Genomic DNA, 16,245 nt, shown 5'->3' with positions numbered 1-16,245 from the left:
AAGGGATCATTCCTCTGCGGCACGCCAGCTTCCGCCATGCGTCCGACTTCGCACGGTCCGTCGATCCCGAGCGGGGCTTCCACGCCGCCAATCCGAGCGGCTCGCTGTTCGTGATGCAGTCGGATTTCGCCGCCTATGAAGGATTGGTGTACGCGACGAACTATCTGCGCATCGGCTTGGCGACGGCGGGAGGCGGCGCCTATTTCCAGCGCACCGATGCGGGGCGGATCGAGGCCGAGTGGCGCCCCGGATTGCTCACGATCGTGCCGCCGAACCTCTCGGGCGAGGGCCGCTGCGCGCCGGTCAACATGGTGGGCCTGGCGGTCGACCTCCACCGCTGGCCGGGAGCGCAGGCGAGGCCCTGTCCCGACCAGCTGGTCTCGCTCGCCGGCATGCTTCACCGCGATGAGGCGATCGCATCGGTACTGCTGGCGCTGCGCCACGCTGCGGAGCTCCACGGCTGCTCGACCCTGTTCTTCGAACATGGCGTCGAGCTGGTGCTGGGAAGGATCGCGGCGCTCTCGGGAGCGCCGGCGCCGCGCCGGCCGCACAAGCTCGACCGCGCACGGCTCGACCGCGTCTTCGAACTCGTCGAGGCGCGCCTGGCCGGCGACCTGTCGGTCGCACAGATGGCGGCCGTCGCCAACTATGAGGCGAGCGGCTTCACGCGCGCGTTCAAGCAGGCGACCGGTTCCACCCCGTTCGCCTATCTCACTGCGCGACGAATGGAGCGCGCGGCACTGCTGCTCGAGCATGGCGAGCCGGTGACGCGGGCGGCGTTGACGGTCGGCTATGCCAATGCAAGCAAGTTCGCCGCCGCCTTCCAACGGCGGATGGGCGTCACACCGCGCCAATGGCGCGCGCTGCGACCTATCGGGAAGTTTCCCATTGACTGAAACGGGGTAGTCGCCCGCTTCCGCTCCGAATGCCGCGGCAACCCTCCTGGTCGAGCAGGCGTTCACACCGGGCCCGGCCTGGAGACGAACAATGAACCTGCAGAAGATCTATACCGCGTTGCTCACGGCAGACCTTGCGGCAGCGGAAGACTGGTACACGAAGCTGCTCGGTCGTGGACCGGATTACCGGCCGATGGACACGCTGGTGCAGTGGGAGCTCTTCGACCGGGGCGGGCTGATGCTTTCAACCAGCGACGAGATCGCCGGTAGGGGCGCGATGTTCCTTTACGTCGACGATATCGCTGCCGAGCGCCGCAGGCTGCAGCGCCTGGGGATCGTGCTCGGGGAGGACTTTCAGGGCGACTATTCGACGCTGGCGCAGGTGCGTGATCCCGATGGCAACCTGCTCACGCTGGCGACGCCGCCCTCGCGGCGCTTTCCGCCGGCCTGATCGCGCGCTGTTCATGCCATGCCTTCGATTTGAGCATTAAGGAGGAGCGGACGGCCGTCCGCTCCTCCCGCACCCGTTGCCCGACCGATCCCGCCTCAGAACGCCGTGCGCAAGCCGAACACGAAGTTGCGGCCGCGCAAGGGCGAGGCGTCCTTGATGAACGAGGCATGGTTGAACGCCAGCTCATTCGCAAGGTTGGTCCCGCGGACGAACAGCTCCGCGGTCTTTCCAGGCGCGAGCTCCAGCTTGTAGGCGAGCGTCGCGTTCAGCATGTCGTAGCCGGGCGTGCGCGTCTCGAACGAGGCGATCCGGTCCTGCCCAAAGACATGGTAATATTCGAGGTCAGCGGACAGCGGACCCCGTTTGCCGTCGGCGCGAGCGCCCAAGCGTCCGGCGGGAATGCGCGGCAAGTTGCCGAGGCCGTGCTTGAGCTTCGCCCGCACATAGTCGCCGAAGACCGACGCGCCGAAATCGGGCGTGAACTGGTGCCGGATCTCGCCATCGACGCCGGTGAAGGTCGCGTCCGCGCCGATGTACCGGATCAGGCGGAAGTCCTCGAAACGGTCGAGCGTCTCGGCGAAGATGTAGTTGTCGAAATCCTGGTGGTAGGCGCCGAGGGTGAAGGTCGTCGCGCCCGACGTCTTGCGGAAGGTGAGGTCGATGGACCTCGCCGTCTCCTTGTCGAGCGTGTCGGTGCCGAGCTCATAGGTGTTGGTCGCGAGGTGGATGCCGCGCGCATAGAGTTCCTGGACATTGGGCGCGCGCTGCGATCTGGCCAGCGACAGCGCGAGCGAATAGCCATCGCCGACGGTCCAGACCGCCGCGCCCGAGATGGAGAGCGGATCATGGCTGACCCGGCGGTTGAGCGAGGTCTCGATCGTCTGCCACTCCTGGCGTCCGGCGAGCTCGAACCGGACGGGCCCTGCCTGCAGCGTCTCCATCAGGAACAGGGCGGTGCTGCGCGTCTCGCTTTCGGGGATGAAGGCCTCCTCGCCGAGCGCGCTGAACTCGCTTTCCGAATGCTGGACGCCGAACACGCCCCGGAAGCCTGCGACAGGCTTGTGCGTGAGTTCAAAGCGAATGTCGTGCGCCTGGTTCTTGAAGGTGGTGGCGACCTCGTCGCCTTCGACCTCGTCATGCGCATAATCGGTGAACGACATGCGGAAGCGGACCTTCTCGAAGCCCGGCAGGGGATCGCGATAGTCGCTGCGGATGTCGAACCGCTCGCTGCGGAGCTTCACGAACGGCGCGCTTTCGTGGTCGTGATCGTGGTCGTCGCCATGGTCGTGGTCATGATCGTCGTCGTCATGGCCATGCCCGCCGCAATGGAGGTGCGTTCCGTGCGGGTGGCAGTCCTCATATTCGTGGGAGTGGCCGGGCAGGCCGTATTCGCTGCGCTGCCGGGTATAGGCGACGCCGAGATAGCCGTCGGGGCCGATCCACGACCCGCCGACGCTGACGGTCGAGGTGTCGTTGTAGGAGCCCTCGACGCGCGAGGAACCGAACGCCTTCGGCACGCGATAGTCGTCGGAGCTGCGATGGACGCCCTCGGCATGGAAGGCGAACGGGCCGATCCCGGCGGTGAGGCCACCCACCAGCGAACGCTCGTCGTCGGCGGTGCCGATACGGCCCTCCGCCACGCCGGAGATGCCGCCGTCGGGAAGCCTGGTCGGCACCTTCTCGTCGAGCAGGTTGATCGCGCCGCCGATCGCGCCGCCGCCGTAGAGCAGGGCGGCGGGGCCGCGCAGCACTTCGATGCCGCTGAGCAGCAGCGGCTCCGTCGTGACGGCATGGTCGGGCGAGATCGCCGAGGCATCCTGGATGTTCGCGCCATCCGACAGCGCCTGGACGCGCGGCGCGGTCTGGCCGCGGATCACCGGCCGGCTGGCGCCGCCGCCGAAGTTGTCGAAGCTGATGCCCGGCTGACCGGCGAGCGTGTCGCCGAGCGTTGCCTGGCGGCGGTGCACCAGCTCGTCGCCCGACAGGGTGATGACGGGCGTCGCGGTCTCGTCTGCCTTCTGATCGAGCGCCGAGGCGGTCACGACGATGTCGGGCGGAGCAGTGCTGCCGGCCTGATTGGAAGCGCGCACGGGATGTGGCGTCATCACCGCAATCGAGACAGCGGAAAGAAGCAAGACGCGTTTTTTCACGAGTGACCCCCTTTTCCTTTTGAGATGCCGATCCTATTAGGAGACGATATATCATACCTCAAGCGGATTCTGGGACCGATCATGTGCGCGAAGACCACAGCAACTCAGATCGACGGTCAGCGGCGGACCGACATCATCGAAGGGGCGGCGGTCTCGGCCTCAGTGCTCTGCCTCGTTCATTGCCTGGCGCTGCCGCTGCTCCTGCTGCTGCTTCCCGGGATCATCGGCCTGTTCGCGCGCTCGGAAGCCTTCCACTATGTTGCCCTGGCGCTGGTCGTGCCTTCGGCGGCGGGCGCCTTCTGGCTGGGCTATCGGCGCCATCGCACGCCGGGTCCGGCGCTGCTCGGCGTCGCGGGTGTCGGCTGCCTCGTCGCTGCGCTGCTCCCGGGTCTTGCCGAAGGCGCCGAGACCTGGGTCACCGTTGCGGGAAGCCTGCTCCTCGTCATCGGCCACACGCTGAACTGGAGATGGCGGACCTGTGCGGCCTGAAGCCGAGAGGGAAGCGGCCCCAGCAGCCGCACTGCGGCGCGCGGGCTGTACGAAGGGCGGCCACCCCCTTCGCACGCCCGCGATGCTCGACGCGTCGCTGATGGGAATCCTCGAGGAAAGCAACCAGCCGCTCACCGCTTATGAGATCGCCCGGCAAAGCAGCGATCGAGGATCTCCCATCTCGCCGACCCAGGTCTATCGTATCCTTAACCGGTTGATCACGAGGGGCACGGTGCAGCGGATCGAATTGCTGGCGGCCTATCATGCGTCTCGAGGCGAGAAGAAGGGCTATATGATCTGCCGGTGCTGCCGCAGCGTCGAGAGCTTCCCGAGCTCTGCCTTCGCCCGCGCGGTCGACCGCGTGTGCCGCGCCGCCGGCTTCTCGGCATCGCACGCGATCTTCGAGCTGTCCGGCATCTGCGCCGAGTGCGCGGGACGCAGCACCGCGCCGCAGGCCCGTTCAACGAGACCGAAGGAGGAAATTATGGCGTTCAGGATGAAGAGCCTTTTGGCACTGGTTGCGACGGCGGGTGCGGTGGTGACCGCGATTCCCGCGGACGCCGCCGAACGCCGCCCCGGCATTCTCTACGACGGCGCAGGTCGGGAACTGGGCACGGTCGCCGTCACCGACGCTCCGAAGGGCGTGCTGCTGCGCATCGAGGCGAAGGGCCTGCCGCCCGGCTGGCACGGCATACACTTCCACGAGAAGGCGGACTGCGGCGGTGCCGCCTTCAAGAGCGCGGGCGGCCATGTCCATTCGCAAAAGCCGATCGTGCACGGCTTCCTCGTCGAGGACGCCAACGACGCCGGCGACCTCCCCAACATCCATGTCACCGCGGACGGCGGCGTGACCGTCGAGCTCTACTCGACCTTGGTCTCGGCCGAGGGCCGCGGTGGCAGGCCGGCGCTGAAGGATGGCGACGGCTCGGCGCTGGTGATCCATGCCAATCCCGACGATTACCGGACCCAGCCGATCGGCGGCGCGGGCGAGCGGATCGCCTGCGCGATCATTCCCTAGCGGGCGTAGGAAGCAGCCATGTCTGCGACGACGGACTTTCTGGTCTTCGCACTTCTGATCGGTGCCGGTGCGACCGCGGTGATGGACATCTGGGCGGTCGTGCGGCGGCGGCTGCTCGGCGTGTCGTCGCTCGATCTGGGCTGGCAACGCCGGTCCGCCGCGCCGTCCGGCCTTGCTTCAGGCGACGAAAGCTGACCAGGGGCCGGTGATCGCGAGCGTCTTGCCGGGACTGTAGGCGTTGACGAACAGCGTCGAACCGTCGGGCGAGAAGCAGGCGCCGGCAAGCTCGGTCTGCGTCCGCAGCCGGGCGAAGGTGTAGACTTGACCCGCCGGCGTGACGCCGCGCAGATGATTGTCGACGACGTCAGTATACTGGTCCTCGCAGACGATCAGGTGGCCGTTGGGCGCCACGGTCAGGTTGTCGCCGAAGTTGAACTGCGAAGGATCGGTCGATTCGACAAAGTTCTGGAGCATAGCGGGATCGCCCCGCTCCTGCGGTTGTCCCTCGAAACGCGAGGGCCTGTAGCGCATCACCTGGCCGAGCTTTGCGGCACCGCCCGAGGTGCAGCAGAAATAGAGCTCTCCGTCGCCATAGTGGATGCCCTCGCCGCGCGCGAACAGCAGCGCCCCGCGCGCAGCGCCGCGGCGGCGTAGATCGTCATCCGGACTATCGACCCCGTCAAGGTCGATCCAGCGCACCGCCTGCCATGTGCTCTGGGGGAGCTCCATGCCGCTCCAGTTGCGGCTGTCGGTGAGGCTCGCTTCGACGAGCGCGAGCGCCTGGAGCCGCCCCCCGCGCGCGAGCCTGCCCTTCGTCTCCGGAAGGAAACGGTAGAGCAGGCTGTCGTCCCGATCCTCGGTCAGGTAGACGATCCCCGTGCGCGGATCGACCGCCGCCGCCTCGTGGTTGAACCGGCCCAGGGCAGTGAGCGGCACCGGCTCCGCCAGCCCGCGCGCCGTCGCCGGCACCTCGAACACCCAGCCATGATCGCGCTCCACGCCGTCCCCGGCGCGCGTCACGTCCTCCTCGCAGGTGAGCCAGCTGCCCCAGGGCGTCGTCCCGCCCGCGCAGTTGCGAATGGTGCCGAGGAGGCTCAGATGCTGCGCTTCCACCCGGCCGGCGGCGAGATCGTAGACGATCGTCGTCGTGCCGCCGGGAAGCGCCTCGCCGCGGCCGTTGCGGTCATAGGAAGCGAGACCGGAGTCGCTCGAGCCGCGGACCGGGCCCGTCTCGCGGTGGCGCGCCTGGAGCTCGTGATTGCGCACCAGCACGACGCGGCGGCGATCGAGTGCGAAGCAGCCCATGCCGTCGGCGCGGTCGGGGACCACGAAGCCGTCGTCCATGCGGTCGCCGAACGCGGAGATCACGCGGTAGCGGAAGCCCCTGGGCAGGTCGAGCAGGCCCGCGGGATCGGGTTCGAGCGCGCCATAGGCGCGCGGCGCCGGCCGGGTCATGCCTTGGCGCATCGAGGTACAGGCGCCGAGCAGACCGGCGAACGCGGTGCCGGTGAGTCCGAGGGCGAACCGGCGGCGATCGAGCATCGGCGCGTTCAAGGAAGAAGGCTGGGTCATGGCTGGAGCCCTAGCGTCGGACATGGTCATTCCTGTTACGTCTCTGCCGCGTTGCAAGCGCCTAGTAATGTTGTATCGTTTCCTAAGTCAACGCGATTGCTCGACGAAGCGATGCGGCGCATCACGATCGTGCTGGGGGCCTGCGCCACGTCGCAAGGGGCTCAAGCTGCAAAAGGAAAATGGGGCACAGGCTTCAGCTATGCGGATGTCTCGACTGGCGTTTGGAATGTTGCTCGTTGCGGGCGGCGCGACCGGCAGCACTGTCGCCGCCGCGCAGACGGCGTTCGAGGAGGCACCGCTGCCGCCGGTGCTGCCCTGGTCGGGGGCGAGCGAGAAGCTGATCGTGGCCAAGGACGATCCCTGGATCACGCCGGTCGAGCGCAGCGACTTCGTCGAGACACCCGACTATGCGGCGACGCGCGCGTGGCTGGAGCGGCTTGTCGCGTCGTCGCCGCTGCTTTCGATCGAGAGCTTCGGGAAGACCCCGGAAGGCCGCGACCTCTATTTCGTGCGGGCGCGCAAGGGCGGCGGCAAGCCCGTGCTGCTCGTCCAAGCCGGCATCCACTCGGGCGAGATCGACGGCAAGGACGCGGGGCTGATGCTGCTGCGCGACATCGCGCTCAAGGGCAAGGACGGCCTGCTCGACAAGGCCGAGCTCGTCTTCGTGCCGATCTTCAACGCCGACGGTCACGAGCGGTCCTCGCCCTACAGCCGCCCCAACCAGCGCGGCCCCCGGTCGCAGGGCTGGCGGACCAACGCGCAGAACCTCAATCTCAACCGCGACTATCTGAAGGCCGATTCGCCCGAGATGCGCGCGATGATCGCGCTCATCGATCGTCTCGACCCGGTGCTCTATCTCGATCTCCACGTCACCGACGGCACCGATTACCAGTACGACATCACCTATGCCTTCTCGGGCTGGCGCGGCTACTACGCCCAGTCGCCTGCGATCGGGCGCTGGCTCGACGCGCGCTTCCGCCCGGCGGTCGACCGGGCGCTTGCCCGCAACGGGCATATCCCCGGCTATTATGTGAGCGCGGTCGACAACCGCGATCCCGACAAGGGGATCGTCCACGACCCCGACCTGCCGCGCTACTCGACCGGCTATGGCGACCATCGGCGCCTGCCGACCGTGCTGCTCGAGACGCATTCGCTGAAGCCCTACCGCCAGCGCGTGCTCGGCACCTATGTGTTCGTCGAGTCGGCGCTCGGGCTGGTCGGCGAGCAGGGAGCCTCGCTGCGTACCGCGATCGCCCGCGACCGCGCGGCGCGGCCCAGGACCATGGTGCTGCGCTGGAAGCGCCGCGAGGCGCCGCTCTACACCATCGACTTCCTCGGCGTCGCGCATGAGACCTACCGTTCGCCGGCTTCGGGTCGAAAGGAGATCCGCTGGCTCGGCAAGCCGATCCGGCAGCGCATGTCCGTATTCGGGAACGAGCCCGAGGTGGAGGTCACGCTCCCCAAGGCGTGGTGGGTGCCGGCGTCGGAGACGCAGGTGATCGACCGGCTGAAGCTGCACGGCATCGCCTTCGAGACGATCGCAGCGCCGCGGCGCCTGACGCTGGAAAGGGTACGCCTCGTCGACCCGAAGCTCGGCAAGGCGAACGAAGGCCATGTTCCGCTCACCGCCAAGTTCGAGCCCGTCCGCGGCGAGGAGACCCTCCCGGCGGGTTCGGTGCGCGTGCCCGCCGATCAGCCGCTCGGCCTGCTTGCGGCCGCGCTGCTCGAGCCGGAAAGCCCCGATTCGATGCTCGCCTGGAACTATTTCCCAGGCATCCTCCAGCGCACCGAATATGTCGAAGGCTATGTGATCGCGCCGCTCGCCGAGCGGATGCTCGCCGCCGACCCGGCGCTCAGGCGCGAGTTCAGAACGAAGCTCGCGGCGGATCCGACGTTCGCGGCCGACGGCGAGGCGAGGCTTGCCTGGTTCTACGAGCGCACGCCCTATTACGATGCGCGCTATCTGCTCTATCCGATCGGCCGCGAAGTCGCGGAATGATCGTGCCGGCGCTGCCTCGACGGCACGGCGCCAGGGCTCAGCCGATATTCCGAGCGCAAGTCCACGTCAGAACTTCAGCGTGACGTCGAAGAGGTAGCGCCTGCCGTAAAGGTCATATCGACCGATCCGATCGGGCTTGTTGTCGCGATACATCCGCAGACGCTCGTTGGTGAGGTTGTTGACCTGCGCACGCACCGTGATGTTGTCGCTGATGTCATAGGATGCGCTCGCGTCGAACGTCGTCTCTTCCTCGAGCGTCTGCAGATCGGCGCCGTTCCAGCCGTAGATCACCGTGAACGGGCTGTGATATTTCATGCCTCCGCGCAGCTGGAGTCCGCTCTTGGCGTACCACAGGTCCACTGTCGCGGTGTGCCGCGCGAGCCCGACGATCTTGAGCGGATCATTGGCCGGCGCATATTCCTCGAGGTCGGAATCGGCGAAGGCGTAGTTGGAATAGATGCCGACGCTGTCCAGGCCGAGGAAGAAGAAGGGGGTCTGGAACGTGACCTCGACGCCGCGGATGTAGCCGCTCGATCCGTTGACCGGCGTGGACACGCTGTAGGTCAGGCCGCTGAAGGTCATCGGCGTCTGCTTCCACCCGATGTAGGAATCGACCAGCTTGTAGTAGCCCGCGACGGCGAACAGCGATTCGGGCCGGAAATAATATTCGAACGAGGCATCGAACTGCCACGCCTCGAACGGCTTCAGATTGGGATTGCCCCCGCTGCCGGTGTAGGGCTGCCATTGGGTGAGGGTTCGGCTGGCGCGCAGCTCGTCCAGCGGCGGGCGGGCGATCACCTTGGCCGCGCCGAGGCGCAGGACCTTGCCCCCGCCGAAGTCGAACCTGACGTTCGCGCTCGGCAGCACCCGCGTATAGTCGTCCTCGACCGACACCGGGGTGAAGGTGCCGCTGATCGCGTCCTGCTGGTTGCCGCGGCTCGTCGTCTCGACATGCACGATCCGGACGCCGAGGTTGCCGCTGAAGCCGCCGCTCGCAAGGTCGCCGCCGAAGTCGAGCTTGGCATAGCTCTCAAAGACCCTTTCCTTGACCCGCCAGGCTTCGGCCGGCTCGTCCACCGCATTGTCGGGATCGAACGGATCGGCACCATAGGCCAGCGCGGCGATCGCATCGACGTCGCCGGTCAGCAGCGTCGGAACGTTGAACGCGGAGACATTGTAGGGCGTGAACATGTCGGCCGGGATCGTCACGCTTCCGGTCGAGCACATCCACGCCTGCTCGACGGGGCCGCACACGCTCGGCACGAACATCGCGCTGTCGTGCCGCTTGACGCGATGGGACCCGCGCAGCCCGAAATTGAACCTCTTGACGAAGCCGTCGAGCTCGCGGCTGAAGTCGAGCGCGACGGCACCGAGTTCGTCCTTCAGATTCTCGGGACCGTCGTAGCTGCCCGAGCGATAGTTCTGCGCGACCTGGGGCAGGGTCGACGGGTCCTCCGTCGTCGTGATGCTCGGCACGCGATCGGCGCTGAAGTCGAAGCTCATCGAGGCCGGATAGACTTCGGTGCGCACCGCCATCCAGGCGTTGCGACGCTCCGCGCGCGAATAGGAAAGGTCCGCGGTCACCGCCCAGTCGTCGGAGCTCCAGCGCCCGTTGAGGCCGCCGATGTAGAGCTTCTTCTTCTCGACATAGCGGGCCAGCGCCGTGCCGACCGAGCTGAACGGCAGCGTCGCCCGGATCACGTCGCCGTCGATCAGCGTGTAGGAGGCGCCCGGCGCATTGTAATCGCCCGCGTTGCCGTTGTCCCAATTGCCCCAGTTGTTCTGGCCGTAGACGGTCTGGTCCTGGCGCTCCTCGATCGAGATGTCCGAATAGAGGAAGTCGGCCTTGAGCTTGAACCCGTCGGTCGGCTGCCAGGAAAGACCGGTGGACACGCCGAAACGGTCCTGGTCGATGCGGGTGTTGGAGACCTGCGCACCCCAGGGCGTCGGATCGGGCGTGCCGTCGCCGTCGAGATCGCCGGTGAAGTCGCTGGCGCCGGCCGGCGGCCTCGCCTCGGAATCATTGTAGCCCCAGCCCTGGAACGACGGGTAGCCGTTCCGCTGCTTCTGCGCCGTCACGCCGAGGACGATCGCGAGATCGTCGGTGAGCTTGTGCACGAACGATCCGCTGGCGCGATAGCCGAGCCGGTCGTAACCCGGGAAATCCTTGCCGCCGTCGTAGAAGACGGGGCCTGCGCGGACGACGAGCGCCGGACCGCGATAGTCCAGCGGATCGAGCGTGGAGATGTTGACGGTCGCCGCCACGCCGCCCGCGATCAGGTCGGCGGACTGCGATTTGTAGACCTCGACGCCGGACACCACTTCGGACGGATAGATTTCCCAGCGGACGTTGCGATCGGGCTCGCTCGACGCGACCTCGCGGCCGTTGATGGTGCCGAGCACCAGCCGCGCGCCGAGCCCGCGGATGACCGCCTGGCTGTCGTTGCCGCGGTCGCGCGTCGCGTTCACCCCCGGCAGGCGGTTGATCGACTCGGCGATCGTCACGTCGGGCAGGACGCCGATCTCCTTCGCCGAGATCGCGTCGACCACCTTGTCCGAGCTGCGCTTGACGTCGAGCGCATCGCGCATACTCTGGCGGATGCCGGTGACGACGATGTCTTCGGAGCCCTGCTCGCCCGGAGCGGCGGGTTGCGTTTCGCCCGTGTCCTGCGCGTGCGCCGGCGTGGACAGCGCCACAGTCAGCGCCAGCGCGCTGACGGAGTGAATTGCGTTGAGCTTGCCCATGGTCCTCCCCCTCGCTTCCGGTCCCTGGCCCGATCGAGTCGGATCCTTATTGCGACCATGATATCGCATTTATCTTATCATTTATAGGGATCGCCGATAGCATTTGTATCAAAGTGCGACGGTCATTCGTTCAAAACGATCAGTTCCCTCGCCGGCGATAGTCGTGCCGGAGAAATTCGAACGCCGGCAGCGCCTCATGCGTGCTGAGGTCGAACCACGCCGCATTCTCCCAGTTCGAACCGGTGCCCCAGCGTGTCTTGCACGCGGTGGCGATCCACGCGGGCTCCCAATAGACCGTGCCGATACCGCCGTTGTCGACCATGGTCTGCGTCACATCGATCAGATACCGGCGCTGGCCGTCAGGCGTCGCCGGATAGCCGGGGATCAGCGTGTCCGGGCCGAGCAGGTTGGGCGCGGCGTCGGCGCCGTCGGTGGTGAAAGGATAGGCGGTCTCGACCAGGATCACGTCCTTGCCGTAGCGCCGCTTCGCCTCGGCGACGGTCGTGCCGAGCTCGGGGATCGAGCGCTTCGACCATTTGCGGTAATAGCTGACGCCGATCAGGTCATAGTCCGTCACGCCGGCCTTGGTCGCATCGTCGAACCAGGGGAGGACGTTCTCGGGCTGGGCGATGTGCAGCATCGACTTGATCGGCTTGCCCGCCGCCGTGCTCGCGTCACGCACCGCCTTCAGACCGGCGTTGAGCAGCTTGGCGTTACGCGCCCAGTCGATCGCCATCTTGCCCGCGCCGCTCATCAGCTCGGGGTTGGTCTCGTTGCCGACCTGGACCATCTCCGGCACATGGCCCGCCGCGGCCAGCCGGCCGATGATGTCGCGGGTATAGTCGTAGAGCGCCTTCGCCTGCGCATCGGTGTCGAGCCCGGCCCAGGCGGCGGGCGGGTGCTGCTTGTCGCCGTCGGCCCAGTCGTCCGAATAGTGGAAGTCGAGCAGCACTTGGAGCCCGGCGCCATGGGCACGGCGGATCGTCTTCAGCACGTCCTCGTAATTGCTGTAGCGGGTCCATCCGGCATCGTTCCAGAGGCGCACGCGCACCAGGTTGCCGCCCTCGGCCTTGAGCAGCGCGAAGGGATCCACCGGCTTGCCGTTCTTGCGATAGACCGCGCCGCAATCCTCCATCTCATTCACATAGGAGAGGTCGGCGCCAAGATAGAGCGTCGGATCGGGACTGGGGCCAGCCATCAGCAGCACGACGAGCGAGGTCAGCATCATGGTCTAGCTCCTGCGAGAATCGAGAGGTTCCCCGACTCGAGGCCGTCCGTGGCCGCCGTGATCCGCACCGATCCGTTGCTGCCGGGCGATTGGACGATCGTCTGGGCGAGCCCCTTGAAGGCGCTCCGCTGGCTGGGACGATCGGGCTCATGACAGGTAGGATCGCCGTTGCCGGCGCCGGCGTGGCCAAGGCGAGAAACGCCCTTCCCGGTCAAGCAGCAGCCGCTGACGCGCCTGGGCAGAAGCGGGGGCCGCCTGCGCAGCGCGCGCTCCCGCGGGCAGCAATGCTGCGACAGCAGCGCCCTTGGAGCGTCCCGCCTCTCCATCTCTCCCCCCGTACGAGTCCGATTCTCAATGGTAAGATTAATATGAGAGCGAGGTCGCGTCGAGAGCCTGCTAAGACATGTCCACCAAATATTTCCCTGGCTGACGGAGCTCCGGCCACGGCTCTGCTTCGTCCACACCCGAAGCTCGAATCACAAACCCAAGCCTCGGGAAGCTTCATCCCATTTCCGAAATACCTTCAGTGCTCGCGGAAGGACGACCAGAAGCTGCTGACCAGCGGTTCGAGCATATAGTCCAGCGCGGTCCGCTTGCGCAGCGGGATCAGGATCTGCACGGGCATTCCGGCGCGCAGGGCGAAATCATGGCCTCGGACGCGGTGGATCAGCTGGAGCTGATCGTAGGGCACCACGATCTCGCCGGTGAAATAGCTCTGGCCCGACTTCTCGTCGGTGAAGCTGTCCGCGGAGAGCCGTGTCAGATGGCCTTCGAGATTGGGCAGGCTGCGCTCGTGCAGTCCCGAGAACTTGACCCGCGCGAGCTGGCCGACCGAGAGGTCGTCGGCATCGTCGGGCGCAATGCGCGCCTGGATGACGAGCGGCGCGCGCTCGGGCACGATGTCCATCAGCTTCTGCCCGGGCGAGATCACGCCGCCCGGTGTGAACACCGACAGGCCGACGACGGCGCCGGTGGCGGGGGCGCGGATGGCGGTGCGTTCGAGCTGGTCGCGCGCCGCCATCCATTTCGGGAGGATCTCGCCGAGGCTGGTCTCGACCTCGCGAAGATCGGAGGCGGTGCGCTCGCGGAAGCTGCGCTCGGCCTCGAGCACCTGCAGCTCGCTCTCGCGCGCGGCGCCGCGCGTCTGGGCGACGCTGGCGCTGTACTGGCCGCCTTGCCCCTGCAATTCGGCGCGGGCGCGTTCGAGCTCGCGCATCCGCGTCTGCGACACGAAGCCCTTTTCGGCGACCGGCCGCAACGCCGCGATCTGCTCGTCGATGATGCGCAGTTGCTCGCGGGCGGCCGTCGCCTGCTCGCCATAGCCGCGTCCCTGTTCGCCCGACTGGGTGACGCGCTGGCTGAGCGCCCCGCGCTGCGCGGCGAGCACCGCCGTCCGCGCGGTGAGCTCGGTCTGCTGGAGGCGCAATGCCGTCGCCGCCTCGGCCTTGTCCTCGGGCGCGAGCGAGGCGAACTGCGACGGCGGCGTGATCCGCGACTGGCCGAGCTGTTCGGCTTCGAGTCGCGCGCGCTGCGCGAGCAGCCGGATCGACTGCGACGCGAGCGCGCGTTCCTGCGCACGGACCTCGGGCGCGGCGAGCTCGATCAGCAGCTGGCCGCGCTCGACGCGCTGGCCTTCCCGGACATGGATCCTGCCGACGACGCCGCCGTCACGGTGCTGGACCGATTGCCGTTGCCCCGAGACGACGAGCGAGCCGGGAGCATAGGCCGCAGCATCGAGGCGGATGAAGGCGGCCCATCCCAGGAACAGCACGAAGAACAGCGCTGCGATTATCGAGCCGCCGCGGATGTCGCCGCGCGGGTCCGCTACCGCCGTCGAGACGGGCGTGACCGCCGTCGCGGGCGGGAGGAGCAAGGCCTCGCTCATCGCGCAGCCGCCGCCTGGGCGGGCATACGGCGCACATTCTGCGGCGCGATCTTGGGAAGGAGCTCGTCACGCAGGCCGAACATCTCGACCCGGCCGTCGCGCAGCACCACGATCTTGTCGATCACCGGCAGGATGCCGAGCTTGTGAGAGACGACGAGGACGGTCCTTCCCTCGGCCTTGAGCGCGGCGAGCGCCGAGACCAATGCGGCATCGCCTTCGCCGTCGAGATGGGCGTTGGGCTCGTCGAGCAGGAGGATCGCCGGGTCGCCATAGACCGCGCGTGCGAGCCCGATGCACTGCGCCTGGCCGGCGGAGAGGCCGCGGCCGCCGAGCTTGAGCTGGTGATCATAGCCGCCCGGCAGGCGGCGGATCAGCGCGTCGGCGCCGACCTTTTCGGCCGCGCGCACCACGGCCGCGTCGATCGTGGGGCGGTCGGCGTCCAGCTCGCCGGCGAAACGGGCGATGTTCTCGGCGACCGTGCCTGCGAACAGGACCGAGTCCTGCGGCAGATAGCCGACATGGCGCGCGAGCGCCTCCGGGTTCCAGTCGCGCGTGTCGGCGCCGTCGAAGCGGACCGCGCCGCGGTCGGCGGTCGCCGCGCCCGCGATCACGCGGACGAGGGTCGACTTGCCGGCGCCGCTCGGTCCGACGACCGCGACGACCTCGCCGGGCTCGATCCGCAGCGACACCGCGTTCAGGATCGCTCCGTCACGCGCGTCGTTGAGCACGGTGACGCCCTCGACAACGATCTCCCCGCGCGGCGGCGGCAGGCGCGTCGGCTCGGCGGCTCCCCAGTCCAAATTGTCCAGCAGAAGGTCGAGATTGCGGTAGCTCTGCCGCGCCTGCACGATCGTCTTCCACGTGCCGATCAGCTGCTCGATCGGGGCGAGCGCGCGGGCGATCAGGAACGAGGAAGCGAAGATCGCGCCGCCCGAGATGAGATTGTCGACCGCCAGCATCGCGCCGAGACCGAGCGCGAGCGACTGGAGTGCGAGGCGAGTGAATTTGGTGGCGGTGAGGAAGCCGCCCGTGGCGAAGCTCGCCTCGGTCTGTGCGGTCAGCATCGCCTCGCGCTGGCGGAGCTGCCGGGTCACCACCGCACGGCGCATCCCGAGCGCCCGGATGCTGTCGCTCGATGCCAGCAGCGTGTCCTGGCTGGCGTAGGAGGCGCTCGCGATCGCCTGGGCGCGATCGAGCCGCACGCGCGTCGCCCTGGCATTGGCCCAGGCGAGCAGCGGCAGCACCGCGCAGCCGAGCACGCCGAGCGCTCCGACCCACGGATGCACCAGGAAGCAGACGAGCAGGTAGATCGGTATCCACGGCGCATCGAACAGCGCCAGGATTCCCGTGCCGGTCAGCGCGCTGCGCATTGTGTCGAACTCGCGCAGCGCCTGACGCGCGACCGGCAGGTCCGGCCGGCCGAGCGTCGCGTCGAGGATCTGCGGCGCGAGTGCGGCGTCGAGCTGGACGCCCGCACGCACGAGCAGCCGGCTGCGGACCCTGTCGAGCAGCGAGAGCGTCGCCAGCGCGAACAGCAGCACGAGCGTGATGAAAAGCAGCGTCTGCAGGCCCTGGGTGGGCACCACCCGGTCGTAGATCTGCAGCATGTAGATCGTCGGCGCGATGTAGAGCAGGTTGATCAGCGCGCTGAAGCCCGCCGCGGCGAGGAAATGCCGGCGGCACAGCGCGAACGCCGCACGCATCGCGGTTGCCGGTGCCGCCATCTTCACGCTGCTGCTTCCCCCGCGAGCCTCGCCGCACGACCGGCATGATCGCGCGGCGAGCGCAGTATCGGGGCGAATTGCCTTGGAA

13 protein-coding genes are annotated in these 16,245 nt (G+C 67.7%); 6 read left to right on the top strand and 7 right to left on the bottom strand.

From position 1 onward, the window contains the following. Positions 1-113: 113 nt before the first annotated feature. Entirely contained in the window at positions 114-896 is a 783-nt protein-coding gene (locus ACMGER_RS08065; protein ID WP_436811707.1) for a helix-turn-helix transcriptional regulator, read from the top strand. Between the two features lie 91 nt (positions 897-987). Next, positions 988-1,347 carry a VOC family protein gene (locus ACMGER_RS08060; protein WP_436811561.1) on the top strand — a complete coding sequence of 120 codons (360 nt, stop codon included), beginning with the start codon at positions 988-990 and terminating at the stop codon, positions 1,345-1,347. A gap of 95 nt (positions 1,348-1,442) precedes the next feature. Here ACMGER_RS08060 and ACMGER_RS08055 read toward each other — a convergent pair whose 3' ends face one another. Further along, positions 1,443-3,452: a TonB-dependent receptor domain-containing protein gene (locus tag ACMGER_RS08055; RefSeq protein WP_436811560.1), complete on the bottom strand. Its 2,010-nt coding sequence runs from the start codon at positions 3,450-3,452 to the stop codon at positions 1,443-1,445. Positions 3,453-3,578: 126 nt separating this feature from the next. On the opposite strand from ACMGER_RS08055, the gene ACMGER_RS08050 reads away from it, so the two are divergent. The 3 genes from ACMGER_RS08050 to ACMGER_RS08040 all read left to right on the top strand — a co-directional run bounded on the left by ACMGER_RS08050 (position 3,579) and on the right by ACMGER_RS08040 (position 5,199). Then, positions 3,579-3,986 (top strand): MerC domain-containing protein, encoded by a 408-nt coding sequence (locus tag ACMGER_RS08050; protein ID WP_436811559.1) that lies wholly within the window; start codon positions 3,579-3,581, stop codon positions 3,984-3,986. Positions 3,987-4,068: 82 nt separating this feature from the next. Further along, positions 4,069-5,004 (top strand): superoxide dismutase[Cu-Zn], encoded by a 936-nt coding sequence (sodC, locus tag ACMGER_RS08045; protein WP_436811558.1) that lies wholly within the window; start codon positions 4,069-4,071, stop codon positions 5,002-5,004. An 18-nt stretch (positions 5,005-5,022) separates the two neighbouring features. Continuing rightward, positions 5,023-5,199: a DUF2938 family protein gene (locus ACMGER_RS08040; RefSeq protein ID WP_436811557.1), complete on the top strand. Its 177-nt coding sequence runs from the start codon at positions 5,023-5,025 to the stop codon at positions 5,197-5,199. On the opposite strand, the gene ACMGER_RS08035 is transcribed toward ACMGER_RS08040, so the two are convergent. Then, a complete protein-coding gene (locus ACMGER_RS08035) occupies positions 5,182-6,576 on the bottom strand; it encodes an alkaline phosphatase PhoX (RefSeq protein ID WP_436811556.1) in 1,395 nt (464 codons plus the stop codon). The two genes, ACMGER_RS08040 and ACMGER_RS08035, sit on opposite strands and share 18 nt — an antisense overlap. A 226-nt stretch (positions 6,577-6,802) precedes the next feature. Here ACMGER_RS08035 and ACMGER_RS08030 point away from each other — a divergent pair, with 226 nt between their 5' ends. Next, entirely contained in the window at positions 6,803-8,575 is a 1,773-nt protein-coding gene (locus ACMGER_RS08030) for a M14 family metallopeptidase (protein ID WP_436811555.1), read from the top strand. Positions 8,576-8,641: 66 nt separating this feature from the next. Here the strand turns inward: ACMGER_RS08030 and ACMGER_RS08025 are convergent, their stop codons facing one another. From ACMGER_RS08025 to ACMGER_RS08005, 5 genes are all read right to left on the bottom strand, one after another. Next, entirely contained in the window at positions 8,642-11,320 is a 2,679-nt protein-coding gene (locus ACMGER_RS08025) for a TonB-dependent receptor (protein WP_436811554.1), read from the bottom strand. Between the two features lie 139 nt (positions 11,321-11,459). Then, complete coding sequence (locus ACMGER_RS08020; protein ID WP_436811553.1) at positions 11,460-12,548, bottom strand: glycoside hydrolase family 53 protein; 1,089 nt, start codon at positions 12,546-12,548, stop codon at positions 11,460-11,462. Further along, positions 12,545-12,874, bottom strand: coding sequence for a hypothetical protein (locus ACMGER_RS08015; protein WP_436811552.1), 330 nt, complete (start codon positions 12,872-12,874; stop codon positions 12,545-12,547). The genes ACMGER_RS08020 and ACMGER_RS08015 overlap by 4 nt, the downstream gene beginning before the upstream one ends. Positions 12,875-13,071: 197 nt before the next feature. Beyond that, on the bottom strand, positions 13,072-14,433 hold the full coding sequence (locus ACMGER_RS08010) for an HlyD family type I secretion periplasmic adaptor subunit (RefSeq protein WP_436811551.1): 1,362 nt from the start codon (positions 14,431-14,433) through the stop codon (positions 13,072-13,074). Further along, positions 14,430-16,157, bottom strand: a complete 1,728-nt coding sequence (locus ACMGER_RS08005) for a type I secretion system permease/ATPase (protein WP_436811550.1) — start codon at positions 16,155-16,157, stop codon at positions 14,430-14,432. Before ACMGER_RS08005 ends, ACMGER_RS08010 begins: the two co-directional genes overlap by 4 nt. Positions 16,158-16,245 lie beyond the last annotated feature (88 nt).

Origin of the sequence: Sphingomonas astragali, from assembly GCF_051400615.1 — a bacterium.
GTDB lineage: Bacteria > Pseudomonadota > Alphaproteobacteria > Sphingomonadales > Sphingomonadaceae > Sphingomonas.
The sequence above is the reverse complement of the archived record's forward strand: the minus strand, read 5'-3'. Positions and strand labels throughout refer to the sequence as shown.

Excerpts from the sequence above, each read along its gene's own strand:
- ACMGER_RS08065 (WP_436811707.1), top strand. The coding sequence starts at position 114 with ATGCAGTCGGATTTCGCCGCCTATGAAGGATTGGTGTACGCGACGAAC.
- ACMGER_RS08060 (WP_436811561.1), top strand. The coding sequence starts at position 988 with ATGAACCTGCAGAAGATCTATACCGCGTTGCTCACGGCAGACCTTGCG.
- ACMGER_RS08055 (WP_436811560.1), bottom strand. The coding sequence starts at position 3,452 with ATGACGCCACATCCCGTGCGCGCTTCCAATCAGGCCGGCAGCACTGCT.
- ACMGER_RS08050 (WP_436811559.1), top strand. The coding sequence starts at position 3,579 with ATGTGCGCGAAGACCACAGCAACTCAGATCGACGGTCAGCGGCGGACC.
- sodC (WP_436811558.1), top strand. The coding sequence starts at position 4,069 with ATGCTCGACGCGTCGCTGATGGGAATCCTCGAGGAAAGCAACCAGCCG.
- ACMGER_RS08040 (WP_436811557.1), top strand. The coding sequence starts at position 5,023 with ATGTCTGCGACGACGGACTTTCTGGTCTTCGCACTTCTGATCGGTGCC.
- ACMGER_RS08035 (WP_436811556.1), bottom strand. The coding sequence starts at position 6,576 with ATGACCCAGCCTTCTTCCTTGAACGCGCCGATGCTCGATCGCCGCCGG.
- ACMGER_RS08030 (WP_436811555.1), top strand. The coding sequence starts at position 6,803 with ATGTTGCTCGTTGCGGGCGGCGCGACCGGCAGCACTGTCGCCGCCGCG.
- ACMGER_RS08025 (WP_436811554.1), bottom strand. The coding sequence starts at position 11,320 with ATGGGCAAGCTCAACGCAATTCACTCCGTCAGCGCGCTGGCGCTGACT.
- ACMGER_RS08020 (WP_436811553.1), bottom strand. The coding sequence starts at position 12,548 with ATGATGCTGACCTCGCTCGTCGTGCTGCTGATGGCTGGCCCCAGTCCC.
- ACMGER_RS08015 (WP_436811552.1), bottom strand. The coding sequence starts at position 12,874 with ATGGAGAGGCGGGACGCTCCAAGGGCGCTGCTGTCGCAGCATTGCTGC.
- ACMGER_RS08010 (WP_436811551.1), bottom strand. The coding sequence starts at position 14,433 with ATGAGCGAGGCCTTGCTCCTCCCGCCCGCGACGGCGGTCACGCCCGTC.
- ACMGER_RS08005 (WP_436811550.1), bottom strand. The coding sequence starts at position 16,157 with ATGGCGGCACCGGCAACCGCGATGCGTGCGGCGTTCGCGCTGTGCCGC.